At 60.7% G+C, this 25,280-nt stretch carries 28 protein-coding genes; 2 read left to right on the top strand and 26 right to left on the bottom strand.

All coding sequences use genetic code 11. From position 1 onward, the window contains the following. Positions 1-14: 14 nt before the first annotated feature. The 8 genes from uvrC to ACZO0A_RS10800 form a co-directional block, all read right to left on the bottom strand. Positions 15-1,865 carry an excinuclease ABC subunit UvrC gene (gene uvrC, locus ACZO0A_RS10835; protein WP_291209069.1) on the bottom strand — a complete coding sequence of 617 codons (1,851 nt, stop codon included), beginning with the start codon at positions 1,863-1,865 and terminating at the stop codon, positions 15-17. 63 nt (positions 1,866-1,928) lie between these two features. Continuing rightward, positions 1,929-2,192 (bottom strand): HPr family phosphocarrier protein, encoded by a 264-nt coding sequence (locus tag ACZO0A_RS10830; protein ID WP_007046747.1) that lies wholly within the window; start codon positions 2,190-2,192, stop codon positions 1,929-1,931. Between the two features lie 251 nt (positions 2,193-2,443). Beyond that, positions 2,444-3,673, bottom strand: a complete 1,230-nt coding sequence (gene trmD / locus ACZO0A_RS10825; RefSeq protein ID WP_294719302.1) for a tRNA (guanosine(37)-N1)-methyltransferase TrmD — start codon at positions 3,671-3,673, stop codon at positions 2,444-2,446. A 4-nt stretch (positions 3,674-3,677) separates the two neighbouring features. Further along, positions 3,678-4,208 (bottom strand): ribosome maturation factor RimM, encoded by a 531-nt coding sequence (gene rimM, locus ACZO0A_RS10820; protein WP_302375428.1) that lies wholly within the window; start codon positions 4,206-4,208, stop codon positions 3,678-3,680. Between the two features lie 61 nt (positions 4,209-4,269). Further along, complete coding sequence (locus ACZO0A_RS10815; RefSeq protein ID WP_147610860.1) at positions 4,270-4,503, bottom strand: KH domain-containing protein; 234 nt, start codon at positions 4,501-4,503, stop codon at positions 4,270-4,272. Positions 4,504-4,534: 31 nt separating this feature from the next. Next, complete coding sequence (gene rpsP / locus ACZO0A_RS10810; RefSeq protein WP_078784047.1) at positions 4,535-4,774, bottom strand: 30S ribosomal protein S16; 240 nt, start codon at positions 4,772-4,774, stop codon at positions 4,535-4,537. A 98-nt stretch (positions 4,775-4,872) separates the two neighbouring features. Then, a complete protein-coding gene (gene ffh, locus ACZO0A_RS10805; RefSeq protein WP_215692275.1) occupies positions 4,873-6,231 on the bottom strand; it encodes a signal recognition particle protein in 1,359 nt (452 codons plus the stop codon). After that, positions 6,221-6,619, bottom strand: coding sequence for a sigma factor-like helix-turn-helix DNA-binding protein (locus tag ACZO0A_RS10800; RefSeq protein WP_215692274.1), 399 nt, complete (start codon positions 6,617-6,619; stop codon positions 6,221-6,223). Before ACZO0A_RS10800 ends, ffh begins: the two co-directional genes overlap by 11 nt. A 389-nt stretch (positions 6,620-7,008) precedes the next feature. On the opposite strand from ACZO0A_RS10800, the gene ACZO0A_RS10795 reads away from it, so the two are divergent. Then, positions 7,009-7,902, top strand: a complete 894-nt coding sequence (locus ACZO0A_RS10795; protein ID WP_302375425.1) for a PLP-dependent cysteine synthase family protein — start codon at positions 7,009-7,011, stop codon at positions 7,900-7,902. Positions 7,903-8,007: 105 nt separating this feature from the next. Beyond that, on the top strand, positions 8,008-9,366 hold the full coding sequence (locus ACZO0A_RS10790) for an SH3 domain-containing protein (RefSeq protein WP_302375423.1): 1,359 nt from the start codon (positions 8,008-8,010) through the stop codon (positions 9,364-9,366). A gap of 43 nt (positions 9,367-9,409) precedes the next feature. Here the strand turns inward: ACZO0A_RS10790 and ACZO0A_RS10785 are convergent, their stop codons facing one another. The 18 genes from ACZO0A_RS10785 to ACZO0A_RS10700 form a co-directional block, all read right to left on the bottom strand. After that, positions 9,410-10,234, bottom strand: coding sequence for an NYN domain-containing protein (locus tag ACZO0A_RS10785; RefSeq protein ID WP_486846313.1), 825 nt, complete (start codon positions 10,232-10,234; stop codon positions 9,410-9,412). Positions 10,235-10,237: 3 nt separating this feature from the next. Further along, positions 10,238-11,377 (bottom strand): THUMP domain-containing class I SAM-dependent RNA methyltransferase, encoded by a 1,140-nt coding sequence (locus tag ACZO0A_RS10780; RefSeq protein WP_215692272.1) that lies wholly within the window; start codon positions 11,375-11,377, stop codon positions 10,238-10,240. A 96-nt stretch (positions 11,378-11,473) separates the two neighbouring features. Continuing rightward, on the bottom strand, positions 11,474-11,956 hold the full coding sequence (locus tag ACZO0A_RS10775; protein ID WP_215692271.1) for a S1 RNA-binding domain-containing protein: 483 nt from the start codon (positions 11,954-11,956) through the stop codon (positions 11,474-11,476). Positions 11,957-12,028: 72 nt separating this feature from the next. Continuing rightward, the gene (locus ACZO0A_RS10770) at positions 12,029-12,328 is read right to left on the bottom strand and encodes an FtsB family cell division protein (RefSeq protein WP_215692270.1); all 300 of its coding nucleotides are present in this window, start codon (positions 12,326-12,328) and stop codon (positions 12,029-12,031) included. A gap of 48 nt (positions 12,329-12,376) precedes the next feature. Next, the gene (locus ACZO0A_RS10765) at positions 12,377-12,856 is read right to left on the bottom strand and encodes a hypothetical protein (protein ID WP_215692269.1); all 480 of its coding nucleotides are present in this window, start codon (positions 12,854-12,856) and stop codon (positions 12,377-12,379) included. Beyond that, a complete protein-coding gene (locus ACZO0A_RS10760; protein ID WP_215692268.1) occupies positions 12,856-13,170 on the bottom strand; it encodes a YabP/YqfC family sporulation protein in 315 nt (104 codons plus the stop codon). Before ACZO0A_RS10760 ends, ACZO0A_RS10765 begins: the two co-directional genes overlap by 1 nt. 85 nt (positions 13,171-13,255) lie before the next feature. Further along, positions 13,256-13,501, bottom strand: coding sequence for an RNA-binding S4 domain-containing protein (locus tag ACZO0A_RS10755; protein WP_215692267.1), 246 nt, complete (start codon positions 13,499-13,501; stop codon positions 13,256-13,258). Between the two features lie 79 nt (positions 13,502-13,580). Continuing rightward, a complete protein-coding gene (locus ACZO0A_RS10750) occupies positions 13,581-13,853 on the bottom strand; it encodes an HU family DNA-binding protein (RefSeq protein WP_215692266.1) in 273 nt (90 codons plus the stop codon). A 71-nt stretch (positions 13,854-13,924) separates the two neighbouring features. Then, positions 13,925-14,608, bottom strand: coding sequence for a nucleoside triphosphate pyrophosphohydrolase (gene mazG / locus ACZO0A_RS10745; RefSeq protein WP_215692265.1), 684 nt, complete (start codon positions 14,606-14,608; stop codon positions 13,925-13,927). Between the two features lie 120 nt (positions 14,609-14,728). Continuing rightward, complete coding sequence (locus ACZO0A_RS10740; RefSeq protein ID WP_252261549.1) at positions 14,729-15,214, bottom strand: zinc ribbon domain-containing protein; 486 nt, start codon at positions 15,212-15,214, stop codon at positions 14,729-14,731. Between the two features lie 123 nt (positions 15,215-15,337). Further along, on the bottom strand, positions 15,338-16,264 hold the full coding sequence (locus ACZO0A_RS10735; protein ID WP_215692264.1) for a uridine kinase family protein: 927 nt from the start codon (positions 16,262-16,264) through the stop codon (positions 15,338-15,340). Next, positions 16,227-17,687 (bottom strand): coproporphyrinogen dehydrogenase HemZ, encoded by a 1,461-nt coding sequence (hemZ, locus tag ACZO0A_RS10730; protein ID WP_215692263.1) that lies wholly within the window; start codon positions 17,685-17,687, stop codon positions 16,227-16,229. The genes ACZO0A_RS10735 and hemZ overlap by 38 nt, the downstream gene beginning before the upstream one ends. After that, positions 17,687-18,292, bottom strand: coding sequence for an MBL fold metallo-hydrolase (locus ACZO0A_RS10725; RefSeq protein ID WP_215692262.1), 606 nt, complete (start codon positions 18,290-18,292; stop codon positions 17,687-17,689). Before ACZO0A_RS10725 ends, hemZ begins: the two co-directional genes overlap by 1 nt. A 26-nt stretch (positions 18,293-18,318) precedes the next feature. Further along, positions 18,319-18,774, bottom strand: coding sequence for a D-aminoacyl-tRNA deacylase (gene dtd / locus ACZO0A_RS10720; protein WP_215692261.1), 456 nt, complete (start codon positions 18,772-18,774; stop codon positions 18,319-18,321). Between the two features lie 10 nt (positions 18,775-18,784). Continuing rightward, positions 18,785-20,965 carry a RelA/SpoT family protein gene (locus ACZO0A_RS10715; protein ID WP_215692260.1) on the bottom strand — a complete coding sequence of 727 codons (2,181 nt, stop codon included), beginning with the start codon at positions 20,963-20,965 and terminating at the stop codon, positions 18,785-18,787. A 159-nt stretch (positions 20,966-21,124) separates the two neighbouring features. Then, the gene (gene recJ, locus ACZO0A_RS10710; protein ID WP_302375421.1) at positions 21,125-23,158 is read right to left on the bottom strand and encodes a single-stranded-DNA-specific exonuclease RecJ; all 2,034 of its coding nucleotides are present in this window, start codon (positions 23,156-23,158) and stop codon (positions 21,125-21,127) included. Between the two features lie 5 nt (positions 23,159-23,163). Next, positions 23,164-24,282 carry a 5-bromo-4-chloroindolyl phosphate hydrolysis family protein gene (locus ACZO0A_RS10705; RefSeq protein WP_302375420.1) on the bottom strand — a complete coding sequence of 373 codons (1,119 nt, stop codon included), beginning with the start codon at positions 24,280-24,282 and terminating at the stop codon, positions 23,164-23,166. 16 nt (positions 24,283-24,298) lie between these two features. Beyond that, a partial coding sequence (locus ACZO0A_RS10700; protein WP_486846309.1) for an NAD(P)/FAD-dependent oxidoreductase occupies positions 24,299-25,280 on the bottom strand: 982 nt, incomplete at its 5' end.

Here is a 25,280-nt window from a genome sequence, read left to right as displayed (position 1 = left end):
GTATCGTTATTACATTATACCCCATTCCGCAGGGCGTTGTACAGTATTTCCGCTTTGGCGTGGCTGATGCCTTTGACTTCCTCCAAATCGGAAATACTGGCCGCTTTGACCGCCGAGACAGTTTTAAAATGTGCCAGCAGCGCGGCGCTCGTCTTTTCGCCCACACCGGGGATGGCCGTGAGCGTGGCGGCGTAGGACTTTTTCTTCATGGCGCGTTTGCGGTAGTCGTTGGCATAGCGGTGCGTCTCGTCCTGGATGTTCGTAACAAAGGTAAAAATGTTGCGGTGGCGGTTGATGGCGATTTCGCCGCCCTCGTCGTCCACGATGGCGCGGGTGCGGTGGTGGTCGTCCTTGACCATGCCGAAGGTCGGTACATGCTCCAGCGCCGTACCGCGCAAAGCCTGCTTGACCGCGCCCACTTGGCCCCGGCCGCCGTCGATGAGCAGCAGGTCGGGCAATGTTGCGAACTGGTTCTGCGGACCGTCCGGCTTTTCGCCGCGGCGGGCCATCTCGTACTCTGCCGCGCGGCGGGAGAGCGTCTCCGCCAGCGAGGCGTAGTCGTCCGTGCCCGCAACGGTTTTCATTTTAAAGCGGCGGTAGCCCGCGCGGTGGGGCCTGCCGTCCCGGAACACCACCATGCCGCAGACGCTCGACCCGTCGCCCCAGTTGGAAATATCGTAGCTCTCGATGACACGGGGCGGCTTTTTTAAGCCCAGCACCTGGGCGGCTTCTTCCAGCAGCTTCTCCTCGCGGGTATAGCGGCCGCTCTCGCGGCCCAGGCGCTCCACGGCGTTGGTGTAGGCCATCGTCACGAGCTTGGCTACATCGCCGCGCTGGGGCACGTAGAGTTCCACTTTTGTGCCGCGGGCCTGGTTCAGCGCTTCGCTCAGCGCGTCGGCGTCGGGCGGCAAGGCATCCACCGCGATCGTCTTGGGGATGGCCCCGCCGTCCAGGTAATACTGTGGTAAAAATTCTTCCCGCACGGCGTTGATATCGGTCGTGTCGCGGAAGAGAAATTCCCGCTTGTCGGTCAGGCGGCCGTCACGGTAGCGCAGCACGGCGGCGCAGACTGCGTGTGTCGTGCCCGCCAGCGCGATGACGTCCATTTCGGTGTCATTTTCCATGACCACCTTCTGCCCTGCCGCCACGCGGTCAATAGCCATGATCTGGTCGCGCAGCAGCGCCGCCGTCTCAAAGTCAAGGCGTTCGGACGCAGCTTCCATCTTCTCCCGCAGCTGCTTGACGATATCCTTTTTGCCGTAGCGGATCATCCGCAGTGCGCCCTGCACGGCGTCGTTGTAGGCTTCGCAGGTAATTTTCCCGCTGCACACGGCCATGCACTTGCCGATGTGGGCGTTGAGGCAGGGTCGCCCCTTGCGGAAATCCTGCGGGAAGTTTTTGTTGCAGCGCGGCAGCAGAAAGCAGTCCTGCGCGGTCTCGACCATCTCCCGCACGGCAAAGGACGAGGTGAAGGGGCCGATGTAGTCGGCGTCGTCATCGTCCTTTTGCAGCGCGGCGGAGATGCGCGGCCACGCGCCACGCGTGACCTTGACATAGCTGTACCCCTTGTCGTCCTTGAGCAGGATGTTGTATTTCGGCGTGTGGGCCTTGATCTGGCTTGCTTCCAGCACCAGTGCCTCAAACTCGCTTTGACACACGATCACGTCAAACGTGAAGGCGTGGGCAATCATCTGGCTGACCTTGGCGTCGTGGGGCACACCCTCACGGAAATACTGCGACACGCGGGTCTTGAGCCGCTTGGCCTTGCCGATATAGATGATGGTGTCCGTTTTGTCCCGGATGATGTAGACACCGGGCAAAAGCGGCAGCATACAGGCTTTTTTGTAGAGTTCAGCTTTTGTCATAGGGAGCCTTTCGTATACAAAAAAAGCGGCGGGTCGCCCCACCGCTGATTGTTCCGGAATAGATTACTCGGCAAAGCCAGAGCTGACCAGCTTGACCAGGCCGTCTACTGCAGCCTGCTCATCGGCGCCATCAGCAATGATGCGGATGGTGGTGCCGCCAACGATGCCCAGGCTCAGGACGCCGAGCAGAGACTTCGCGTTGACGCGGCGCTCCTCTTTCTCGACCCAAATGGAGGACTTATACTCGTTGGCCTTCTGGATGAAGAAGGTAGCCGGACGTGCGTGCAGACCAACCTGATTCTCAACGGTAACTTCTTTAACGTACATAGTTATTCTCTCCTACTTTTGAAAATAATATGCCCTTGCGTATCTACCGTGGGCGACTTCCAGGCGGTCTATTGCGTGTGTTAATACGCCGCCTTGATTGTCTCTATTTTATCCTATTTCGTCGATTTTGTACAGTAGAATTTTGCAAATTTGGCAGGATTCTGTAATTCCGCCAAATCTGCGCCCGCGCGTTTGTGCAACTTTACCAGTTTATTTTCAACAACATTGTGGATTGGCGACAAAAACAACGGTCAGCCCTGGTAGCGCATCTGCCATTCTTCGCAGTATTTTTCCGTAAACGCGTCGTTTTCCGGGTCGTACACATTCAGCACGGTGCCGGTCAGCCGCCAGCCCATGCGTTTGTACAGCGCAATGGCGCGGGTGTTGGTGGACAAAACGCCGAAAGTCGGATGCGGGTGCTCCGCCAGCTTCTTGCGGGCAAAATCCAGCATCTTGGCACCGTATCCCTTGCCCCGGGCACTCTCGGTCACAAACAAGTGCCCCAACTCACCGGTCTTATGGCAGACGCCGACCATGCCGTCGGCGGCATCCTTGGTGTAGTGCAGATAGAACGCCCAGCCGTTCCTTTTTTTGTCTGCCAGCTCGGGCAGCCAGAATTCCGGCGTCATTTTTGCAAGATATTCCTCGCTGCAGACCGGAGCACAAACTGTGCGGCGGCCCTCAGCCATGAGGGCCGCGCAGAGGGCCAGCTGTTCGTCATTTTTCACAAGGCGCATATTTTCGCCGCGCTTCCATTTGGGAAGCTCCGTCAGCGGGTGACTCTCGCACCAGGCGTCGTACAGGTCGGGGCGGCGTTCGCGGGTGCGCTCCCGGCTCTGGGCACCGCGCCATTCGTCGATTTTTTTGTGGTCGCCGGTCAGCAGCACCGGCGGCACAGCGCGGCCCTCCCACACTTCGGGGCGGGTAAACTGCGGGTATTCGAGCAGTCCATCCCAGTAGCTCTCGTCCTGGTAGCCCTTTTCCTCTGCCAGAACGCCGGGCTGCAGGCGCAGCACGCTGTCGGCCACGACAAGGCTTGCCAGTTCACCGCCGGTCAGCACGTAGTCGCCGATGGAGATTTCCTCATCGCCGAAGGCGTCAATGACGCGCTGGTCTATGCCCTCATAGTGGCCGCAGACGAGGGTCACCGCGTCATAGCTTGCCAGCTCGCGAGCCTTTTCCTCGTTATAGGGACGGCCTGCGGCGGTCAGGAACACGACGTGGGGCTTTTGCCGCCCCTGCCCGGCGCACTGGGCCTGCACAGCCCGCAGGCAGTCGGCGATGGGTTGGGCGTAGAGCACCATGCCGCAGCCGCCGCCGTAGGGGTAGTCGTCGGTCTGCTTCTGTTTGTTTTTCGTGTAATCGCGGATCTGGTGGCAGTGAGCCTCGAACAGATTCTTGGCCCGGGCGCGGCCCAGGATGCTGGCCGAAAGGAAGCTGTCGCACAGTTCCGGGAACAGTGTTACAATATCAATGCGCATCGGCTCAGTCCTCGTCGCCGTTGACGGCATCGGTGAACATACCCTCGATGGGCGTCACGAAAATTTTACGCGAGTCAATGTCTATTTTTTTGACGAACTCCGGCACTGCGGGCAGCATATACTCCTCGCCTGCCCCATCGGTCACAGTATAGATATCCTGGGCGGCGGGGCGGTCCACATTCGTCAGCTGGCCGTAGACGCGGTCAGTGTCGGCATCCACAACGTCACAGCCCAGCAGGTCATCAATGAAATAGCGGCCCCGGGGCAGTTTGGCATCGGCCTTGGCAAGGTAGTAGGTGCGGCCCACCTGGGCGCGGGCGGCGTCCATATCGGTGACGCCGTCCAGCCGCAGCAGGATGACGTTGCCCTGGGCACGCACACCCAGCACGCGGGTCTCCCCTGCGCCGTCAGCGCTGGTGAACAGGCGCTTGAACTTTGCCAGGAACGCCGCGCCGTCGCACAGCGGCAGGGCTTTCATTTCGCCGCGCACGCCATGGGTGGAGACGATTTTGCAGGCGGGAAGATAGTTTTGCATAGGGTTCCTCCTGATACAGAAAAAGCACTTTACCCTGCGGCAAAGTGCTTTGGTTCGGGTCTTAGTCGATCTCGACGATGACTTTTTCGCCCTGACGGACGGCAGCGGCACGCATGACAACGCGAATCGCCTTGGCGATGCGGCCCTGCTTGCCGATGACGCGGCCCATATCGGCCTCGGCCACCTTGAGGTGGTAGACAACAGTGCCATCCTCGCGCATGGGATCAACAGTCACCTGCACGGCCTCCTTGTCCTCGACAAGGCCGCGGGCAACGGCTAATAAGAGTTCCTGCATTGTGGCGTTCCCTCCCTAAAAAGCGAACAAATTACAGAACGGCGGCCTTCTTCAGGATCTCGCGGACGGTGTCAGTGGGCTGAGCACCGTTGTCCAGCCACTGCTTGGCCTTCTCAGCGTCGATCTTGACGACAGAAGGCTCCTTGGTCGGATCGTAGTAGCCGATTTCCTCGATGAAACGGCCATCACGGGCGAAGCGGCTGTCAGCAACAACAACGCGGTAGAAAGGAGCCTTCTTGGCGCCCATGCGGCGCAGACGAATCTTAACCATAGTAATATTCCTCCAAAAATTGTTTACGGCCCTTGCGGGGCATCTTTAATATATTGTACATCCCGTGGGCCGTAAAGCCGAGCGGGTCATACCTGAAATTATTTGCGGCCAAAGCCTTTGAAGCCGCCCATGCCGCCCATGTTACCCAGGCTGCGCATGAAGCCCTTGGGGTTGCGCTTGACCTTTTTCATCATCTTCTGCATCATTTCAAACTGACGCAGCAGCTTGTTCACGTCCTCCACCGAGGTGCCGGAACCCGCTGCAATGCGGCGCTTGCGCTTGGGGTTGATGATGTCGGGTTTAGCGCGTTCTGCCGGGGTCATTGAGTAGATGATGGCCTCGATGCGGGGCAGTGCCTTTTCATCGAGGGAGTCGGGATCGATCTGATTGCCGCCGGGCATCATGGCCAACAGCGCCGACGCACCGCCCATCTTTTTCACCTGCTGGAACTGGGTCAGCAGGTCGTTCATGTCGAACTTGTTCTCCATCAGGCGCTTGGCAGCGGCCTCGGCTTCCTTGTCGTTCTGGACACTCTGGGCTTTCTCAATCAGGGAAAGCACATCTCCCATGCCAAGGATGCGGTTTGCCATGCGTGCCGGGTAGAACGGCTCAAGATCCTCGAGCTTTTCGCCGGTACCCTGGAAATAGATGGGCATACCGGTCACGGCCAGCACCGAAAGCGCCGCGCCGCCGCGGGTGTCGCCGTCGGTCTTGGTCAGAATCACACCACTGATGCCGACCTTCTCATTGAAGGTCTTTGCCACGTTGACGGCTTCCTGACCGGCCATGGCGTCCACGACCAGCAAAGTTTCATCGACCTCGACCGCCTGCTTAATGCGCACCAGCTCATCCATGAGCTGGTCATCGATCTGCAGACGGCCTGCGGTATCGAGAATGACAATATCATTGCCGTGATCCTTCGCATAAGACATTGCCTTCTGCGCGATGATCTCGGGCTTTTCGGTGCCGAGGGTGAACACCGGCACACCGGCCTGCTCGCCCACCACCTTCAACTGCTCAATGGCGGCGGGGCGGTAGATATCGCAGGCGACCAACAGCGGGCGGCGGCCCTGGCTGCGATAATATTTGCCGAGCTTTGCGGCGTGGGTGGTCTTGCCGTTGCCCTGCAGGCCGCACATCATCAGCACGGTCTGGCCCTTGTTTTTCAGGCGCAGATACTTCGGCTCATTGCCGCCCATGAGGTTGGTCAGTTCCTCATTGACGATCTTGACGACCTGCTGGGCGGGGGTCAGGCTCTCCATGACCTCCTGGCCCATAGCACGCTCGGAGACCTGGGCGCAGAAGTCTTTCGCCACCTTGTAGTTGACGTCGGCTTCCAGCAGCGCCATCCGGACTTCCCGCATGGCGGCCTTGATATCGGCCTCGTTCAGCTTACCCTTGCCGCGCAGTTTTTTGAAAACGCCATTCAAGCGCTCTGTTAAAGACTCAAAGGCCATCGGCATCCTCCTGCGTGTCCAAGCGTTGTAAGATCGTAAGCATTTCCTGCGTATCGTGGTTGATGCGCGGATCCGGCGTGAAGGAGCCGGAGTTGCAGCAGCGGATTTCTGTCACGAGCACCCGCAGACGATCCAAATCGGCCCGCATCTGGGTGTGGCGGCGCGCATTGCCGAGCTTTTGCTCCAGCTCGTCCAGCGCTGCCTCGCCATGCTTGATGGCGTCCCGCACGCCCTGCCGCGTGATGCCGAGGTTTTCGGCGATTTCGGCTAAGGACAGATCCTCGTCGTAGTATTCCGTCAGGATGACGCGCTGTTTGTCCGTCAAGACCGGGCCGTAGAAGTCCAGCAGGACGGAGTAGGCAAGGTTTTTCTGCGGCTTGCCAGCCATGCCCGCGCCCCCTTTGCTGCTTGTGAAAGCTGTGTAAAGTAATTTTCTTTACATCAGCCTATGAATTATAACAGAACAGATGCCGGAAGTCAAGTCTGTGGAGCAATTTTTTGAAGAAATACGGCAGATTTTTTAGCAGCGCCGTGATGGCAAACGGAGAATGCCCCTCCGACTTTGCTGCGCTCGTCACCTCGCCGCAAAGCGAGGAGGCTTTCTCGCGGGCTTTGCCCGCGCAAAAGGTACCTCACGAAGTGGGGAGCTAGCCGAGCCTGCGAGGCCTGAGGGGCTTTTCCCTTCCGCCATAATATTTTTCTCTCCATCCATAGCAAACCACCCTGAACTATGCTATAATAAAAATGTTGTCGTTTTTTGAAAGTGAGGTGTCCCCTATGCCCATCCTGAACAGCTATTATCAGGAAGTCTACCGTTCCCCCGTGGTGCGGCTGGACGGCTATTCCGGCCGCCATGGGTTAGAAGCGGGCATCCTCGCCTATCTCGATTTCGGCGGGGCAACCGGCACCTCGAAGGACGGCCTGGCCGAGACGATGCTCGCCTTTGCCACCGAGCGCGGCACTTTGCAGCCCGGTATGCCGGTAGTGGAAGCCAGCTCCGGCAGCTTCGGCGCGGCGCTGGCAGTCAGCTGCGCTACGACCGGACACCCCTGCATCCTCGTCGTGCCCAGCAACCTGCCCATTGCGCGGCGCAAGCATTTACAGGATTTAGGCGCACGCATCATTGCGTGCAGCAGCGGCGGCCGCCGGGCCATGGACCGCATTGCCACCGACACTGCCAAGCGGTACGGCGGGTACTACACCCACTATTTTTCCAACGACGACAACCCTGAATATCACCGACGCGTGACCGGGCCGCAGATTTTGAAGCACGCAGGCGACGCCATTGACGCCATCGTCATCGGCGTAGGCAGCGGCGGCACCATCACCGGCGTGGCCGAGTACATCAAGGCATGGAACAGCATGGTGCGCATCGTCGCGGTGGAGCCTGCCGAGTGTGCCGCCATCTCCGGTGGGTTCATTGGGCAGCACGGCATTGCGGGCATCGGCCCGGGCTTTGTGCCGGAAAACTACAACCCTTACGTCGTGGATACCGTGCTGACTGTGACCACCGCCGACGCCGAGCGCGCCGCGCGGGAGGTGCTGTTCTTTGACGGTGTCCCCGCCTGCACCAGCGCCGGGGCCACCCTGGCCGCCGCCGTGCAGCTGATGGGCATGGGCAAGGCCAAGCGCCCCTTGTGCGTGTTTGCCGGGCGTCGTACCTACGAATAATTTTGTAATATTTGTAAAATTTGCACAAGCGCCCTGCACTGTATTTCCCGGTGCGGGGCGCTTGTGCTATACTAAAGAAAAAAGAAAAAAAAGGCGGTGAATGCCGTGAAAAAAGTTTTGTCTCCCCTGTTATCCGCTTTGCTGCTGGCAGGCTGTGCCGCCGGGACAGATGTGCCAACCGTGCAGCCCACCGCCGCGCCCGAAACGCCCGACACGGCACAGTCCTCGGGAACTGCGGAAACCGCCGGGGCCGCGGCAGCGCCCCAGGGTCTTATCCCGACCGATGCGCCCGTGCTGGACTACGACGACATCCGGCTCATTGCCTATGTGCGGGAGTTCCAGACCTATCCTGATACCGACTACTATACCATGTGCAGGGACGGCAAATGGGGCCTGATGCGCAGCGATGGCACCGAGGTTCTTCCCTGCCGCGCACCGTACCCGCTGTTTGAATGCGGCTGGAACGCCCATCACTGGCATGGTTACACAGACGGCATGACCTGGGAGGAAATCGAGCCGCTGCAAGAGCAGTTGAACGCCCAGCTGAAGGAGACCGGCGACGGTGTGCTCTGCGACGCCCACGACGGCGGCGGCTATCGGATGTTTGTCTATTTGCAGGATGCCAGCGTGTACGTCTACGCAGGCAGCATCGGTCCCGGCGAGTTCGCCGCCCCCACCGACGAGGCCCTATGCCTGTACAGTGGCCGCGCCGACGGCATCGTCCCCACGGTCAGCGGCACGACCACCCACGAGAGCGACGATTGGTACAATTTCGTCAGCGACGGGGTCTATGTGTATCGGGACAAGAACGGCACAGCGGCTAATAGCTGCACATACAGCGCGGCTGATTTCTTCTTTGACGCACCGCTGGCCCCTGCCCAACGGGATGGCCGCTGGGTATATCTCGACACAACGGGCCGCGAGGCGACAGGCTTATGCTATGATGCCGTGTACGATTTTGACATTTACTCCGACACACCGCTGACCGCCGCCCGCGCCGCACCGCTGCTGAGCGGCTATGCGGTCGTGTGCCGGGATGGTCAGTTTGGCCTGTTGGATGGCAGCGGGGCTGAGTTTGTCCCCTGCACCTATGACGGTCTTGTGTGGGACGGCAGCACAGCCTGGGTCAAGCAGAACGACGGCTGGCACGAGTACACAATTCCCGGTGTGGCAAAGCCCGACCCGCTGGATACGCTGTCCGGGGATATCGTCGCCCCGGATACGCGGCCCACTCGGACGGATACTGTGTATTTTCGGGCGGACGCCGATAGCAGCAACCGTTTGAATCTGCGCACCGGGCCAGGGACGGAATATGATATCATCGACCGGATATCTTCCAGCACGCTGCGGGTGTATGGGTACGCCAGCGCTGCCCCCGGCTGGGCACTGGTGCGGTATGATCCGCTGTATGGGATGCCCCATTTCGGCTGGGTGAGCACGTCGTATTTGCTGCCTGCGGAATAGAAAAATGCCCCCTGAGCGTGATGCGTTCAGGGGGCTGCTTCTTTTACTGTTTTTTCTTCCGCGTTGTGCGCTTTACGGTGCGGCACTGGGGCGGTTTCTTGGCGGGTTTCGGGGTGGGCTTGACGTGGACAAACTGGATGGGATTTCCGTTGGCGAGGATGCGCTCCTCGACTTCCAGTTCCGGCAGGGACGCTAAGAACTTGTTCAGGCTCTTGGAGCCGAAGTTGCGCACGTCGAAGTCCGGGTAGCGCTTGATGAGCTGGTCGCCCACGCGGGAGGTGCGCACCCAGCCGGTGCCGTCGTCCATTTCATCAATCAGGCCGTGGATGATGCGGCCGATGGAATCTCGGTTGATGGCGGCATCGTCCCCCGCGTTGGCGCGGGCGCTTGTCTCGGCGGCGGGGGCTGCCGGGGCGGCGTCCTCGTCCCCGCCGTGGTCGAGAATCAGATCCAGATATTTGAACTGGTCGCAGGCCTTGACGAAGGGGCCGAGAGCCTTGCTCTCGCCCATGCCGATGACCAGCTTGCCGGCCTCGCGCAGGCGGGCGGCCAGGCGGGTAAAGTCACTGTCCGACGAGACGATGCAGAAGCCGTCGAGATTGCCGCTGTACAGCAAGTCCATCGCGTCAATGATCATAGCGGAATCCGTCGCATTTTTGCCGGTGGTGTAGCTGTACTGCTGGATGGGGATGATAGAATTGTTCAGCAGCGCGTCCTTCCAGCTTTTCAGCCGAACGTCGGACCAGTCGCCGTAGATGCGCTTGCAAGCGGCGACGCCGAAGGTCGCGGCCTCATCGAGAATCACTTTGACGTACTTGGGCGAAATATTGTCCGCGTCGATGAGGATTGCCAGTTTCAGGTCTTCCATGGCTTACTTCCTCTCGCGCTTGGGCTGCTCAAAGTACATATAGAGCTGACACGGGATCATGCCGTTGTAGATCTTGCGGCGACGGGCGGCCTTTTTGCCGAAGTGCTGTTCAAAATCTGCGTCCGCCGTGATGGCGTACAGCCCCTGTGCCGGGTGGGCCTGCCAGACCTGGCCCAGCGTTTTGGCAAGGCCTGCGGCCTCACTGGCGTCGCCCAGGCGCTCGCCGTAGGGCGGGTTCGTCAGGACGGTGGCACTGTCGAGGGCGCGGAAGTCCTTGACATCGGCGGTTTCAAAGCGGCAGCGGTCCCCCACGCCCGCCAGCTTTGCGTTGGCGTTGGCCAGGGCCACGGCAGCGGGGTCGATATCGTAGCCGATGCCCTCAAAAGCAGCATCCTTGCGGACCTCGGAGAGGGCTTTCTGTCGCTGTTCGGCCCAGATATCAGCGGGGACAAAGTCGAAATGTTCGGCGGCAAAGCGGCGGCGCAGGCCGGGGGCCAGATTCAGCGCTTTCTGCGCAGCCTCGATGACCAGCGTGCCGGAACCGCAGAAGGGATCCTGCACGAGAGAGTCACGGCGCACACGGCCCAGGTCGGCAATGGCGGCGGCCAGCGTCTCCTTGATGGGGGCCAGCGTCGCGTTTTTACGGTAGCCGCGCTTGTGCAGGCCGTCGCCGGAGGTGTCGAGGTAAATCTCGACGGTGTCCTTGCGCAGGGCGAATCGAACCTTGTACAGGGCGCCGTCCTCGGGCAGGGTGCTGACCTTATGGCCCTGCATCAGCCGCTTGACGATGGCCTTTTTGACGATGCTCTGGCAGGCGGGCACGCTGGAAAGCTGGCTGGACAGGCTGGAGCCCTTGACCGGGAAGGCGGCGTTGGCAGGGAGCAGTTCCTCCCACGCGATATTGTAGCAGCCGTCGAACAGTTCATCAAAGGTCGTGGCTTTGTAGGTAGCCAGCAGCAGCAGGACGCGCTCGGCCGTGCGCAAGTTCAGGTTAGCGGCGGCGATCACGTCTGCCCCGCCCTGGAACGCCACGCGGCCATCCGTGACCTGGATGTTCTGTGCGCCCAGGCGCTTGACCTCAAAATTCAGCGTCGACTCCGTGCCGAAGAAGCACGGTGCGACCATGGTATAGAGTGTAGACATAGGTGTCCTTTCTTGTAAAATTGCAAAAAGACCCCAGCCCGGCGGCTGACAGCCGTCAGGATAGGGCCGTTCGTTCTGGTAGCTGGGCAGCCAAAATCAGCCGCGGCGGCGGGAGTAGCCCCCGCGGTGATTTTCAGTCACGCGCTTGAGGTCCGCGATCTTTTCCTCGCTGCGGGTCTTGTAGCGGGCCATCATGTCCTCAAAGCTCATTTCGCCCTGTGGGGCAGCGGGTTTGGGCTGCCATACGCGGGGCTTTTCCTCGCGCTTGGGGCGCGGCGCACTGCGGCGGTCGCCGCCATTGCCGTTATGCTCGCCGCGCGGCGGGCGCTGGCCGCGCTCCGGTGCGGGCTGGGTGCGTTTGATGGACAGTGCAATTTTGCCGTCAGGTGCAATCGAAATCACCTTGACGGAAACAGTCTGCCCATCGCTGAGCACCGTGGAAAGATCCTGTACGAACTCGTAGGAAACCTCGGAGATGTGGACAAGACCAGTCTTACCCTCCGGCAGAGAAACGAACGCGCCGAACGGCTTGATACCAGTGACCTTGCCCTCGACAATATCCCCAACTTGTAATGCCAAACTATGATACCCCTTTAAAAATGATTTTTATTACAGGGGGTTGCCGCAAAGCGCCCCCGCTGGTAACACGATTTATTTTCCGCTGATATCCACAAACACGCGCTCGTTGGGCTTGGCGTAGCCCTGCTCGCGGGCATAGCGCTCAATGATGGCGCTGTCGCCCTGCTCCAGCGTGCCGGAAAGTTCAGCGTTTTCGGTAAGCTGTGCGCTGAGTTGGTTCTGCACGGATTGCAGCTCCTGCTGTTTGGACGCAATGGACACCTGATACTGCACGAGATTGACGAACAGCGAAGCGCAGATAATCAGAAACACCGGCACGGTGATCCACCACGGCAGGAATCCCTGCGAGGACAGCCCTTTGCGTTTGTTCATTGTAGGGTGCCCCCTTTCCCATAAAAATGCACACAAATTTACGCATAGTTAATTATATAATATTATCGACGGCTTTTGCAACTGTTTTTCGGCGGAATTTTGGGTTTTCCGGGATTTTTTTGCAGTTTTGCGGCTTTTGCGCACCGTGCGGGCCTGTGCGGCGCGATCCTGCAGCGGCTGCAGCAGCATTTTGTGGGCTGCGTGCAGCGGGCCGAGCAGCAGCACCGCCAGCATTGACGCCACCCGGTGTACGGCGGGCTGCACGGCCCAGTGCCAGCACAGCGCCCCCAGCAGCACTGCGGCGCTCATGTACCAGCGGGCCAATCCGCCTGCGCTGGTCCCGGCCGCAAAGCCACAGATGAGCACCGCCGCTGCGGCGAAAAAGGCGGCATCCCGCAAAAAGCAGCGGAGTTTTCCTTCCCCCAGCGCCAGGCGCAGAGCATCCCGCGCTGCGGCCAGCAGGCACCCCAGCCCCAGGCACCACAGGGCATCCCCCAGCACGGCCCAGGGGGCAGGCGCGGGGGCCATCAGCGGAACAGCCGGGCCAGCAGGCCGCCGCCCGATTGCTGGTTCTCGGCGTATTGCAGGTATTCGATTTTGCCGGAAAGCTGCACCTGGCCGCTCTGGGTGGACAATTCACCAATTTGCAGCTCCTGCCCGCCGATGGTCAGGTTACCCAGCGGCGTTTCCAGAACGGCGGTGTTTTCGTCGCAGCTGATGACTCGGCTGACGCCGGTCACAGCCAGGTGGCGGCGGTCTTTCAGCGCCAGGCCGTGGCTTTTTGGCTGCTGCGGCGCAGGCTCCGCGCGGGGTGTGCGAGGTTCCAGTTTTGTTTCCGGCATGATGGCTCCTCCCCTTTTTGGTTACAGTGGTACTATATGCAGGTACAGGGGAAAGTAGAACCAACGGCAAGGCGGCAAAGCCCACTCACCCTTCGATGACCTCAAACATTTCCCGGGCGACGTCCTTGCCCTTCTGCTCCACGTCGGAGAGAACGCGGATTTTCACCGGGCGGTTGCCGAAGGTCACTTCAATGATATCACCGACCTTGACGGTATAGCTGGCCTTGGCGGGTTTGCCGTTGACGAGCACGCGGCCCGCGTCGGCGACCTCGTTGGCGAGGGTGCGGCGCTTGATGACGCGGCTTACTTTCAGGTATTTATCCAGACGCATGGTAGGTATGTTTCCTTTCGGTTTGATACAAAACCGCCCCGCCGCAAAGACGCGGTGGGGCGGGCCAGTCAATTTACGATTACTGGACGGAGTCCTTCAGAGCCTTGCCGGCCTTGAAAGCGGGCAGCTTGGAAGCCTCGATGGTGATTTCCTCGCCGGTCTGGGGGTTGCGGCCCTTGCGTGCGGGGCGCTCGCGGACCTCAAAGGTGCCGAAGCCGACCAGCGTGACCTTGTCGCCCTCCTTCAGGGCGTTGGTGATGGCGTTCAGGGTGCTGTTGACAGCAGCCTCGGCGTCCTTCTTGGTCAGGTTAGCTTCGTTCGCAACAGCGGCGATCAGTTCAACTTTCGTCATGGTATTCTACCTCCAAAGTATTATATCAGCAAAAAGCGGCTGCGGAAATTTCCGTCCGCTCGGCTCACTTCTTAGCTCTCTTGGGTTTGAGTGTTTTCTGCGGTAAAAGCAGCGTTGCACTTTTGCAAAGCCTGCTCAGGGTCCAGCCCCGCTTGGCGTGCCAGAGCAGCGGCGGCAAACAGAAGTTCACCCATCGCCTGTTCGGCGGCGGCCTTATCCCGCGCCGTTTCCACCGTTCCGGCAGCCTTGGCGATTGCGGCGGCATCGGCGGGCGTCTCCACACCATAGCGGGCGGCGCGCTTTTGCAGCTTGGCTGCACGCATCAGGGCAGGCAGTACCTTGGGTACGCTTTCCAGTTCGTCGGTCAGTGTCAGACGGCCCTTTTCCTTATTCTTGAGCGAATCCCAGTCTTTTATGCTCTCGTCGCCGCCAAAAATATGCGGGTGGCGCTCAATGAGCTTGCGGCAGACGCCGTCGCAGACCTCGGCAAAGGTAAAGTGCCCGGCCTCACGCTCGATCTGCGCATGAAAAGCCACCTGCATCAGCACATCGCCCAGTTCCTCACACATCAACTCTGGGTCGTCCAGGTCGATGGCGTCCACGGCCTCGTAGGCTTCCTCCAGAAAATTCATGCGGATGGACGTGTGGGTCTGCACTTTGTCCCAGGGGCAGCCGTTTTCGGGGTCGCGCAGGATGGCGATGATGGCGGCGAGGTCGTCGGCGGTATACTGCTGTTTTTCAGGGTATGCGTTCATAGACCTCTCCGGCTTTGGCGGCGTGTGCAATACGCTCCATTTTACACAGTTCGCGGAATTTGTCAAGTGTTGGCAGCGCGGCCCGCACGAAAGCCACGCTGCCTCGTTGTTTTTCTTGGCTTACAGCTGAGCGCCGCAGTGGTTGCAGAACATCGCATCGCCGTCAACTTCGGCCTTGCAGACCGGGCAGATCTTTGTCTCACCGCGCAGGTGGACAGGCTCTTCCTCAATAGTTTCCTCGCTCTCGACGGTTTTTTCGGCAGCGGGTTCCTCAGCGGGGGCTTCCTCGGTCTCGGCAGTTTCCTGAGCCTCGACCTCGGCGCGCTCGTCATCGGTCATGTTGGCCTTGATCTCCTCAATAGCCTTCTCGACCTCGGCCACGGCGTTGATATACTTCTCGACCAAGGCGGGGTTTTCCTCACCGGCCTTGTGCAGGCTGTACACCAGGGCACCCAACTGGCGCTGTGCCTTGGACAGGCGTGCCTGCTGGTTCAGCAGGTCCAGTTTGTTCTTGCCCTTGTCGGCCAGGTCCTGTGCGGTCTTTTTGGCAGAATCCACCAGCTGCAGGCCCTGCTCTTTCAGCATTTCAATATCCAGTTCAAACATAAAGGTACACCTCTTTCTCTAGTCTGTACCGCAGCTGCTCCACTGCGGGATTTGTGTCTATTATAGCCTATTGCGGCGCGGTTTGCAACGCGCAAATGTATATTTTCCGTGAATTGTATGGCATTATTCGCCAATAAACTCCCGCAGCATACTGTTTTGCGGCACAAGCGCGGTGGAAAGCGCCGGGAATGCAGCGAATTTTTCCCGCAGGGAGGCCAGTTGGCGGGCCTGGATGGCGGTCAGCGCCGGGTCGGCGGGCATCGTGTCCAGCACAGTGCGCCACAGGCAGACCTCGTAGGTGTGGGTCGTGTCCAGTAAAAGATTCGCGCGGGGCTTGTAGGGCTTGATGTAGCGATCCTCGCCTGCACAGACATGGCCCCACAGCCCCAGCGTGAACGCTGCGCCGTGGCCGCGGAAAAGGAAGTCCCGCACCAGGCGGCGGGCCAGCCGGATATCCCGGGTGGCCAGGCAGCGGGCGTCGCGCTCGTCGGCGTATTCTTCCCGCAGACCCGCGTACAGGCAGAGTGCTGCGTCATCGGGCAGCTGCTCGGTCAGCACGGGGTTCAAGGCATGCAGGCCCTCGATGATGACCACGCCGTCCCGCGCGTCGATGCGCCGGGTGCCGGTGGGCTGCTGCACAGTAAAATCGAACACAGGTGCGTCACATACGCCGGTCTTGTACAGGTCTTTCAGGCAGGTGTGGAGCTTTTCTAAATCCAGCGCCTGCAAGCTTTCATAGTCGTCGCTGCCGTCGGGGTTCTTGGGGTAACGCCCCTCGCCGATGTAGAAGTCATCAAGGCTGACGACCTGGCTGTGGTGGCCCCGGGCTGCAATGGCGTCGGCAATTTTGTGGGCGGAAGTCGTTTTGCCCGCGGCGGACGGCCCGGTCAGCATGACGATACGCTGTCCTGCGGCCAGGACTTCCCCGGCGATTGCCTCGATCTGGTCATGGTAGTGCTGTTCGCTCAAAGCAGTCAGCTCCTGCGGATGGCGGGCCGCCAGCGCAACAAGGTCACGGCTGACAAAGCGTTTGCGATGTGTAACGTGCATAGAAATCCTCCACAGCCTTTTTGCGGTCGAGCAGTTCCGCAAAGCGGTCGATGTATTCGGTGGGATATTTGAAGTTGAAGATGCGTTCGATCTTGCCACGCCGCTGCCCCGGGATGACCAGCTTGGTCGAACCGCCCGCACCGGCGGAGAGGATGGTGTGGACTTCCTCCATAATATAAATATTGTAAAGGCACTCAAAACCGGGCTTGGCCCAGCCGATATTTTCCAGATTTTGCAGCGTGCCCTTCTGGCGGTACATATAGTACGGGCGGTAGCCCGCATCGGCCAGCAGGCTGCATTTGTCCAGCATAGCAGCCACATCGGCATAGTCGGCGGCGCGGTGCTCCACCACGATGTTGGACGCACGTTTGAGGGTCAGCGTGTGGACCGTGATGTTTTCGGGATCCAGGGCGATGGCTTTGCGCAGGCTTGCTTCAAAGCCTTCCACCGTGTCCCCCGGCAGGCCCGCAATTAAATCCATATTGATGTTCGTGTGCCCTGCTGCCCGGGCAGCGGCGAAACAGTCCACAATATCCTGCGCGGTGTGGCGGCGGCCGATGTTACGCAAAACCTCATCCGAGAAGGTCTGCGGGTTGATGGAAATGCGCGTGGCGCCGTACTGTTTGATGATGCGCAGCTTTTCGGCGTCGGTGCAGTCGGGGCGGCCGGCCTCGACGGTGTACTCATCGAGTTTCGCTAAATCAAAGGTTTTGGCGATGTGGGACATGAGCTGTTCGAGCTGCGGTGCGGACAGGCTCGTCGGCGTGCCGCCGCCGATGTAGAAGGTGCGGATATGCAGCCCGCAGCGGTCAGCGGTCTCACGGATGGCGGTCAGCTCCTCGCACAGTTTGTCCACATAGGGCTGCACGAGGGCGCGGGTAGCCTTATCCCCCACCGTGCGCGACACAAAGCTGCAATAGCTGCACCGCGTCGGGCAGAACGGAATGCCTGCGTAGACGCTGCAATCCATTGGGTCAGCAGCATCCAGCACCGGCTTTTGCAGGTCGGCAATGCCGAGGGCCAGTGCAAATTTTTCCGGTGTGCAGGCAAAATGGTCAAGGAACCGCGCGCGCACTTCTTCTTCGGTCGCGCCGCTGGCGCGCATATCGTGGATGATGCGCACCGGGCGCACACCGGTCATCATGCCCCAGGGCGGCGTGGTACCGGTGGCCTGGCAGAGCAGGCCGTACAGTAATTCGCATAGCGCGTACTCCGGGTCTGCCCCCTGTGGGCGCAGCTGGGTACGCCACTGCATTTTGCCGTTATAACGCAACAAAATCGAGTCTGTGCAGAGATGGCTCTGCGCCAGCACAAAATCGCCTTCCGGCGGTAAAGTGTCGGCTTTTTCAGCACTGGGAAAAAACAGCCGCGCGGTGTGTTCGGCTTCATAGCCCGCTGCGGGGCCGCGTAAAATGATCTGCATTAGTACCATGCCCCATTCATGTAAGGATTGGTGCTGCGCTCTTGCCCAAGGGTGGACGATTCCCCATGCCCGGGCAGGACGGTTGTTGCATCGGGCAGCGGCAGCTCTGCCAGCAGGGAGAGGCTTTTCTGCATCTCCTGCATACTGCCGCCCGCGAAATCCGTGCGCCCGCAGGAGCCTGCAAACAGCGTGTCGCCGCTGAACAAAAGCCCATAGCAAGACAGGCAGACGCCGCCTTTGGTATGCCCGGGCGTGCGGTATATTTTAAACGGTAATTCGTCAATCACAAGTTCGCCGTTGGCGGGCCATTCGTCGGTGATGACGTCGGGCGTCAGCGGCAGAAGCTGGCTGCCCTCGGCGTCGATCTTATCCATATAGACTTTGCAGCCGGTCGCCTTTTTCAGCGAGGCCACCGCCCCCACATGGTCAAAGTGGCCGTGGGTCTGCAGGATATGCGTTAATGTTGCACCCGCCTCGTCCAAGGCTTTCAGGTAGGTTTCCGGCTCGGCGGCGGCATCGATGATGATGCCGTGCTTTGCATTGGTGATGATCAAAAAGGTGTTGGTGTACAGCGGCGGAACGCCGTGGAAGTGCTGGATATTCATTGCATTCTCCCCTTGGGTTTGTGGGTTTATTTCTTCCATTCGTCGGTGTCGATGACGATGGTGACTGGGCCGTCGTTGACAAGGTCAATTTTCATGTCCGCACCGAACTCGCCGTGCTGGACGTCTTTGAGGCCCTGATGGCCCATCTCCTCCAGGAATTTTTCATAGCACGGCACGGCCAGCTCGCCCTTGGCGGCATGGATAAAGCTGGGGCGCTTGCCCTTGGCCGTATCACCGTAGAGTGTGAAGTTGGACACGACGAGGGCCGAGTAGCCAAGCTCCACAGCGCTGCGGTTCAGCTTGCCGTTTTCGTCCTCAAAAATACGCAGATGGGCACATTTTTCGGCCAGCTTGGGCACGATGGCGCTATCGTCGGTGTCCCGCACGCCCAGCAGGATGACCAGGCCCGGCCCGGTTTTGCGCGGTTCACCGCCGTTGACGGTGACGCTGGCACGGGTAACGCGTTGGATGATGGCTCGCATAATTGTTTCCTCAGTTTCTCGTCACGCTAACGACGTCTTTGATTTTCTTCAAACGGGCAACGACGCTGTTCAGGTGTTCCGTGTTGGTGATGCCCACGGTCACGCTCATGCGAGCGCGGCCCTGCTCGGCGGCGCGGGCCATCAAAGAATAGATGGGCACCCGCATATCCCCCAGCGCCAGAGCCACGTCGGACACAAGGTTCGGGCGATCCATACAGATGATATCCAGCGTAGCTTTGTAGTTTTCCTTTTCTGCCTCATCCCAATAAGCGCGAACCCAGCGGTCGGCGTTCTCGGGGTGGCGCATACTCTCGCGGGCGTTGGCACAGTCCTTTTTGTGGATGGAGACACCGAAGCCGCGGGTGACAAAACCGATGATCTCATCCCCGGGCAGCGGTGAACAGCACTTGGCAAACTTGATGGGACAGTTGTCGATGCCCTCTACAATAACGCCGTCGGAGGAGTGCATCCGCTTGAGTTCCACCGCGACCGGCTTCGGCTCAGTGGCCTGCAGCTTGGTGTACTCCTCTTTCAGTTTTGGCAGCATGCGGGAAATCTGCAGACCGCCGTAGCCGATGGCCGCGTACATTTCCTCAACGCTGTTGCAGCGGTTGCGGCGGGCCAATGCCTCCATAAAGACGTCGTGCTGCTCATCGGTCAGGGTCATGAGGTTGCGGCGCATTTCGCGTTCCAGTGCGTCGCGGCCCTCCTGAATATTCTCTTCCCTGCGTTCTTTTTTGAACCAGTTGCGAATCTTGTTTTTGGCCTCGCTGGTCTTGACGATGTTCAGCCAGTCGCGGCTGGGGCCACGGTTTTCGGGGCCGGTGATGATTTCAATAATTTCGCCGGTCTGGACCTTGTGGTCGATGGGCACGATGCGGTTGTTGACCTTCGCACCGATCATCCGGTTGCCGACAGCGGAGTGGATGGCATAGGCAAAGTCGATAGCCGTTGCGCCTGCGGGCAGGTTGATGACGTCGCCGCGCGGCGTGAAGGCGAACACTTCCTCGGGGAGCAGGTCGCTCTTGATATCGCTGAGCAGGTCGGCGGCATCGGCGCTGGAACGCTGGCTTTCCAAAAGCTGGCGCACCCAGGCCAGACGCTCGTCCAGCTTGTCATTGCCGCCGGTGATGCCGGCCTTGTACTTCCAGTGGGCAGCGATGCCGTACTCGGCCATGCGGTCCATGTCCCAGGTGCGGATCTGCACCTCAAAGGGGATGGCCTCGCGGCCGATGACCGTGGTGTGCAGGGATTGGTAGCCGTTTGGTTTTGGCGTAGAGATGTAATCTTTGAAGCGGTTGGGCAGCGGGTGGTACATATCATGGATAAGGCCCAGTGCAGTGTAGCACTCGGGGACGTTGTCCAGAATGATGCGCACGGCGTAGATATCGTAGATTTCCTCGAAATCCTTATTCTGCATATACATCTTGCGGTAGATGCCGTAGATGCTCTTGACGCGGTGGCGGATGGTGGCCTTCTGGATACCGTTCTCGGCCAGGTGCTTGGCAATGGTGTGGCAGACCTGGTGCAGGAACTCGTCGCCGTGCTTATTTAAAAGGTCGCGAATCGTCTCATAGCCCACCGGATCCAGGTAATGCAGGCTGCGGTCCTCGAGTTCCTCCTTGATGTTGGAAATCCCCAAACGGTGGGCGATGGGCGCGTAGACCTCCATCGTTTCCAGAGCCTTGTCGCGGCGCTTCTGCTCGGGCCAGGCGTCGCCGGTGCGCATATTGTGCAGCCGATCGCACAATTTGATGATCATAACACGGACGTCCTGGCTCATAGCCAGCAGCATTTTGCGCAGGTTCTCGGCCTGGCGGTCCTCGACGTTGGAGAATTTGATTTGGGTCAGCTTGGTGACGCCATCGACGAGCAGCGCGACCTCGGGGCCGAATTTCTGCTTGATCTCGGCCACGGTCACAGGGGTGTCCTCGGCCACATCGTGCATCAGGGCAGCGGCAATGCTCTCGCTGTCCATGCCCAGTTCGACCAAAATCTGCGCAACAGAAAGCGGATGGCAGATGTACGGCTCGCCGCTGCGGCGGCGCTGTTCGCCGTGGGCTTTTTCGGCCAGCGCATAGGCGCGGTCGATCATAGTAAAGTCGTAGGGCCGCCCGCTGTCAATCAGGCTCTGTTTGAGGTCATCGTAGGTAATGGGCATTTTTACTTCAGGCACGTTCGTGTTTTCCATAATCCATTCCCCTCTCCATTTTTTATAAAATCGCACAGCTCTTTGTAGGGGTCGATGTAGGGGTCGATGCTTGCATCGGCCCGGGAACGTCGCCGTTGCCGCCACGCCCCGCGGGCGGATGCGAGCATCCGCCCCTGCAATCCCGGATAAAACCGCGTTTTATCCCTGTTTCGCCATGGCCGCCAAACGCTGCAAAACCGGCGCGGACGCCAGATCCTGCTTAGCGGTCACGGCCACCGGCTGCCAGTGGCCGTTTTGCTCTTCGATAAGGCCAAGCTCCTGCAGGGCCGTCAGGCTTGCCAGCGCCTTGCCGGTGTTCTGCGGGCCCTGCGCCGCAAAGACCGGCTGCAGATCCGCCGAAACGACCTGCCCGGTGCGGATGCGCCGATAGAGCGCGACGGTGTCGGCCCGCTGCGGCAGCAGAGCGGCTGCACGGTCGGCGGGCAAATCGCCGCCGGTGCGGAACGCCTCGAACCAGGCGGCCTGTTCGCTGGGCGTGTTGCCCAAATCAGCCGGGCGGATGGCTTTCAGGTGTGCGGAGACCATCGGCCCGCTGCGGCCGTTAAAGACGGAAACTTCCAGCGCAGCTTCGACCTCGCTGCCGACAGGATACGCGAACGCCTGCGGTGCTACGCCGAAAATCGAGGCGAACAGCGTGTCGTTACCCTGGCGCAGCCGCACGCGGGTGTGGCGTCCCTCGGCGCCCATGGGCCACAGACCATCCACAAAGGCGTGCTGCACCAGCAACACCGGGGTCGGGTTTTCCCGGCCAAAGGGGGCCAGGCGGGCCAGTTCCTCCACATTGGACAGGCTCAGCTCCGCCAGCGTAACAGCGGCATCCAGCCCCAGGCTGACCGGCCCGGGCTGGGCGGCGTGGTCGGCGGCCCAGGCGTTGATGGCCTGACGGAAGGCGGGTAAATTTTCTTCCTCAATTTCCACGCCCGCGGCGGCGGCGTGGCCGCCAAACCGGATCAGATAGTGGGCGCAGCCAGCCAGGGCGCTGTGCAAATCAAAGGGGTCCGGTGCACGGCCGCTGCCGCGTCCCTCGCCCTCGTGCGTTGAAATGACGATGGCCGGGCGGCTGAACCGCTCCATGAGCCGTGCCGCCACGATGCCAATGACACCGGGGTGCCAGTCCTCACCGCTGACAACGAGCACCCGGTCGCGGGTTCGGGCGGGGTCAGCCTCCAGCGTTTGCAGCGCCGCTGCGAACACCTGCTGTTCGGTCTGCTGGCGTTCGGTGTTGATCTCGGCCAGGCGCTCGGCAATGCCGGTGGCCTGATCCTCGTCGCCACAAAGCAGCAATTTCAGCGCCACGGCGGCGTTATCCATGCGGCCCGCTGCGTTCAGCCGCGGGGCCAGGCTGTAACTGACCGTGTCCGCCGTGACAGGTTTGCCGCTGCAGCCCGCGCTTTCCAGCAGGGCGTGCAGGCCGGGGCGCATCGTGTCCTGCAAAAGGCTCAGCCCCTCGCGGACGATGGTGCGGTTCTCCCCCACGAGCGGCATCACATCGGCCACGGTGCCCAGGGCAGCCAGCTCGCCGTACATTTCCAGCAGCTCGGCGGGGTCACAGCCTTCCAGCGCGGCGCAGAGCTTGAACGCCACGCCCGCGCCGCACAAATCTTTAAACGGGCTTTCGTCGTCGGGCCGCTTGGGGTCTACGACGGCAATCGCGTCGGGGAGCGTGTCACCGGGCAGGTGGTGGTCCGTGACGATGAGGTCAAGGCCCAGTTCCTTGGCACAGGCGGCTTCCTCGACGGCAGAGATGCCGTTGTCCACCGTGACCACGAGCTTAAAGCCCTTAGCGGCCAGGGATTCCAGCGCTGCGCGGGTCAGGCCGTAACCGGAACCGCGGGTGGGCAGCTTGCAGCGGACGTGCGCGCCCTGGCTGGTGAGACATTCGTACAAAATCGCGGTGGCGGAAATGCCGTCCACATCGTAGTCGCCGTAAATGACCATGAGTTCTTCGTTCTCGATGGCTTCCTCAATGCGGGCGACCGCTTTGTCCATATCCTTTAAAAGGAAGGGGTCAGTCAGCGGCGTGCCCTCGCCCAGCAGCGCTTGCGCGGCGGTAGGGTCGGCACAGCCGCGGGCGGCCAGCACCCGGCGCAGCAGTACGCCGCACCCGGCCCCAGCCAGCGCTTTTTCTGCGGCGGGGTCGCCCTTTTTCAGTTGCCACGCAGGGTAATTCATACAATTTAGCTCCTTGTGTTAAAATCAGCTTCAAAATCATGGGTCAGGCCATCCTGGCGCAGCATGGCCTCCAGCGTATCGATCTCGGTCGAAACGTCCATGCTCACGTCCTGTAAAAGCGTATCGTACAGCTTTTCGTAGGCCTGGTTCAGTGTGTGCAGGATGCCGGTGATATCGCGGCGTATCTCGGCCGCGTTGGCGGTGTCCGTCTCCCCCAGCCCCTGCGCTGTGTCAAGCAGTTTGCGCGTGGTGGGCAGGTAGTATTCCCGGAAGCGGCGCACGCGGTTCAGCTGCTCGGGGTGGTTGTGGACAAAGCCCAGAATCGACGCGCAGGTCTTTTGCATCTGCATCAATTCTTCATCGGCCTGTGCGCCCAGCTTGCCCTGACAGCGTTTGAGGTAGTTCAAAAAGTCCACGCCCTCGCGGCGGGACCGCTCGGCATCGGACAGCGGCGTTTCCGGCTCGGCTGCCTGGGGCGCAGCAGCGGGCTTGGCCGCCACCGGCATGAGCGAATCGTCCAGGTACAGGGTACTGAAATCGTCGCTGATGGCGGCGTTGGGCAAATCGCCATTGCCCACGGCCCTGGCGACCGTGTCGTAGGCTTTTTCCTGTTTGATCTGCGCCTTGCGGGCCAGGCTCGGCAGGTCGCACACCCAGTCATTAGCGGCGCGCAGCAGCTTGCGCAGGCGGCTGAAATAGGTCAGCCGTTTCATACCCGCAGCAGCCATGAACAAAAAGCCCAGCGTGACCGGTGTGAAAACGCCAAACAAAATCGGGATAGCCATAAACTCATCGTGGGTCAGGCCCAGCGGGCCCGCGCCAACAGCGGTCAGGATACCCATGACCAGCGCCGTGATGCCGAAGCAGCCGGTAAAGGTCCAGCCTACGGCAGTCAGCACAACACCGACGGACTGGCCGCCGTTTTTCCACTTGCGTTCCAGGCGGCGTTTCCAGGCAGCGAAAGTGTCGGGCTGTTTCATTCCCATCGCGTCCCCCGCCTGTTCCAGAGCGTCGGCAATGCTGCCCAGCACCGACGAGCCGATCTTGCTGCCCATCTGAAGCGCGTTGTCGATCACATCGCCGAGGTCATAGTTATATTCGTAATTGTGTTTGTTGTCTGGCATGGTTTGTCCAATCTGTTTATTGGGCCGGTGCCCAATTTTTCATCAGTTCGGCGGCGCAGCGCACGCCGTCCACGGCGGCGGTCATGATGCCGCCCGCGTAACCTGCGCCCTCTCCGCAGGGGTACAGGCCGGAAAGTCCGGTACACTGTAAATCCTCTTTGCCGCGCAGCAGGCGGATTGGGCTGCTGGTGCGGGTCTCCAACCCCGTCAACACCGCGTCGGGGGCGCGGTAAGCGGCCAGCTTGCGGCCAAAGGCCGTCAGGCCGTCGCGCAGAGCGCCGCTCAACTCGCCGGGCAGCAGGCTCCCCAAATCGCAGGGCGTCACGCCGCGCGGGTAGGTAGGCTGCACCGCGCCCAATTCCAGCGCACCGCGCCCGGCCAAAAAGCTGCCGACCGTCTCCGCCGGGGCGATGTATCCCCCACCGCCCGCGCGGTAGGCCGCCTGCTCCAACCGGCGCTGGAACGCCACAGCCTTGGCCGGGTCGTTGTCAAAGTCGCGGCCATCCACGCTGACGACCACCGCCGCGTTGGCATTTTTGCCGTCGCGGGCGTGCAGGCTCATACCGTTGGTGACGACGCCTCCTTCCGCGCTGGCAGCAGCGCAGACCGTGCCGCCCGGGCACATACAGAAGGTGTAAACACACCGCCCGCCGCCCACGTGCTGGCTGAGCTGGTACTCGCCCTTTGGCAGCGCCGGGTGGCCTGCCGCGCCGTGGTAGAGGCTTTTGTCAATTTCGGTTTGCAGGTGCTCCGCGCGGAAGCCGACGGAGAACGGCTTGCATTCCAGCGGCAGACCCAGGCCGTGCAGCATGGCGAAGGTGTCCCGGGCGCTGTGGCCGACGGCCAAAATCAGCTGCTCGCAGGGGAAACTGCCCACCGTTGTCTCAATGCCGGTCAGCGCACCGTTTTTCGTCTGCAGGCCGGTCAGGGCGGTGTTGAACCGCACCTCGCCTCCCAAGGCTTCAATTTCACCGCGGATATTGAAGCCTTGGGAGGCG

The sequence above is a fragment of the Gemmiger sp. genome (genome assembly GCF_057431175.1).
This window is presented reverse-complemented; position numbering and strand designations above follow the sequence as displayed.

Coding starts and splice junctions, on each gene's coding strand:
- rpsP (WP_078784047.1), bottom strand. CDS start 4,774: ATGGTTAAGATTCGTCTGCGCCGCATGGGCGCCAAGAAGGCTCCTTTC.
- ACZO0A_RS10740 (WP_252261549.1), bottom strand. CDS start 15,214: ATGTTTGAACTGGATATTGAAATGCTGAAAGAGCAGGGCCTGCAGCTG.
- ACZO0A_RS10780 (WP_215692272.1), bottom strand. CDS start 11,377: ATGTCTACACTCTATACCATGGTCGCACCGTGCTTCTTCGGCACGGAG.
- ACZO0A_RS10795 (WP_302375425.1), top strand. CDS start 7,009: ATGCCCATCCTGAACAGCTATTATCAGGAAGTCTACCGTTCCCCCGTG.
- dtd (WP_215692261.1), bottom strand. CDS start 18,774: ATGCGAGCCATCATCCAACGCGTTACCCGTGCCAGCGTCACCGTCAAC.
- uvrC (WP_291209069.1), bottom strand. CDS start 1,865: ATGACAAAAGCTGAACTCTACAAAAAAGCCTGTATGCTGCCGCTTTTG.
- ACZO0A_RS10785 (WP_486846313.1), bottom strand. CDS start 10,234: ATGGAAGACCTGAAACTGGCAATCCTCATCGACGCGGACAATATTTCG.
- ACZO0A_RS10815 (WP_147610860.1), bottom strand. CDS start 4,503: ATGCAGGAACTCTTATTAGCCGTTGCCCGCGGCCTTGTCGAGGACAAG.
- hemZ (WP_215692263.1), bottom strand. CDS start 17,687: ATGCAGATCATTTTACGCGGCCCCGCAGCGGGCTATGAAGCCGAACAC.
- ACZO0A_RS10735 (WP_215692264.1), bottom strand. CDS start 16,264: ATGCACGTTACACATCGCAAACGCTTTGTCAGCCGTGACCTTGTTGCG.
- ACZO0A_RS10830 (WP_007046747.1), bottom strand. CDS start 2,192: ATGTACGTTAAAGAAGTTACCGTTGAGAATCAGGTTGGTCTGCACGCA.
- ACZO0A_RS10760 (WP_215692268.1), bottom strand. CDS start 13,170: ATGCCGGAAACAAAACTGGAACCTCGCACACCCCGCGCGGAGCCTGCG.
- mazG (WP_215692265.1), bottom strand. CDS start 14,608: ATGAACGCATACCCTGAAAAACAGCAGTATACCGCCGACGACCTCGCC.
- ACZO0A_RS10725 (WP_215692262.1), bottom strand. CDS start 18,292: ATGAATATCCAGCACTTCCACGGCGTTCCGCCGCTGTACACCAACACC.
- ACZO0A_RS10705 (WP_302375420.1), bottom strand. CDS start 24,282: ATGCCAGACAACAAACACAATTACGAATATAACTATGACCTCGGCGAT.
- ACZO0A_RS10770 (WP_215692270.1), bottom strand. CDS start 12,328: ATGAACAAACGCAAAGGGCTGTCCTCGCAGGGATTCCTGCCGTGGTGG.
- ACZO0A_RS10800 (WP_215692274.1), bottom strand. CDS start 6,619: ATGGCTGGCAAGCCGCAGAAAAACCTTGCCTACTCCGTCCTGCTGGAC.
- trmD (WP_294719302.1), bottom strand. CDS start 3,673: ATGCGCATTGATATTGTAACACTGTTCCCGGAACTGTGCGACAGCTTC.
- ACZO0A_RS10715 (WP_215692260.1), bottom strand. CDS start 20,965: ATGGAAAACACGAACGTGCCTGAAGTAAAAATGCCCATTACCTACGAT.
- ffh (WP_215692275.1), bottom strand. CDS start 6,231: ATGGCCTTTGAGTCTTTAACAGAGCGCTTGAATGGCGTTTTCAAAAAA.
- recJ (WP_302375421.1), bottom strand. CDS start 23,158: ATGAATTACCCTGCGTGGCAACTGAAAAAGGGCGACCCCGCCGCAGAA.
- ACZO0A_RS10750 (WP_215692266.1), bottom strand. CDS start 13,853: ATGACGAAAGTTGAACTGATCGCCGCTGTTGCGAACGAAGCTAACCTG.
- ACZO0A_RS10765 (WP_215692269.1), bottom strand. CDS start 12,856: ATGGCCCCCGCGCCTGCCCCCTGGGCCGTGCTGGGGGATGCCCTGTGG.
- ACZO0A_RS10755 (WP_215692267.1), bottom strand. CDS start 13,501: ATGCGTCTGGATAAATACCTGAAAGTAAGCCGCGTCATCAAGCGCCGC.
- rimM (WP_302375428.1), bottom strand. CDS start 4,208: ATGCAAAACTATCTTCCCGCCTGCAAAATCGTCTCCACCCATGGCGTG.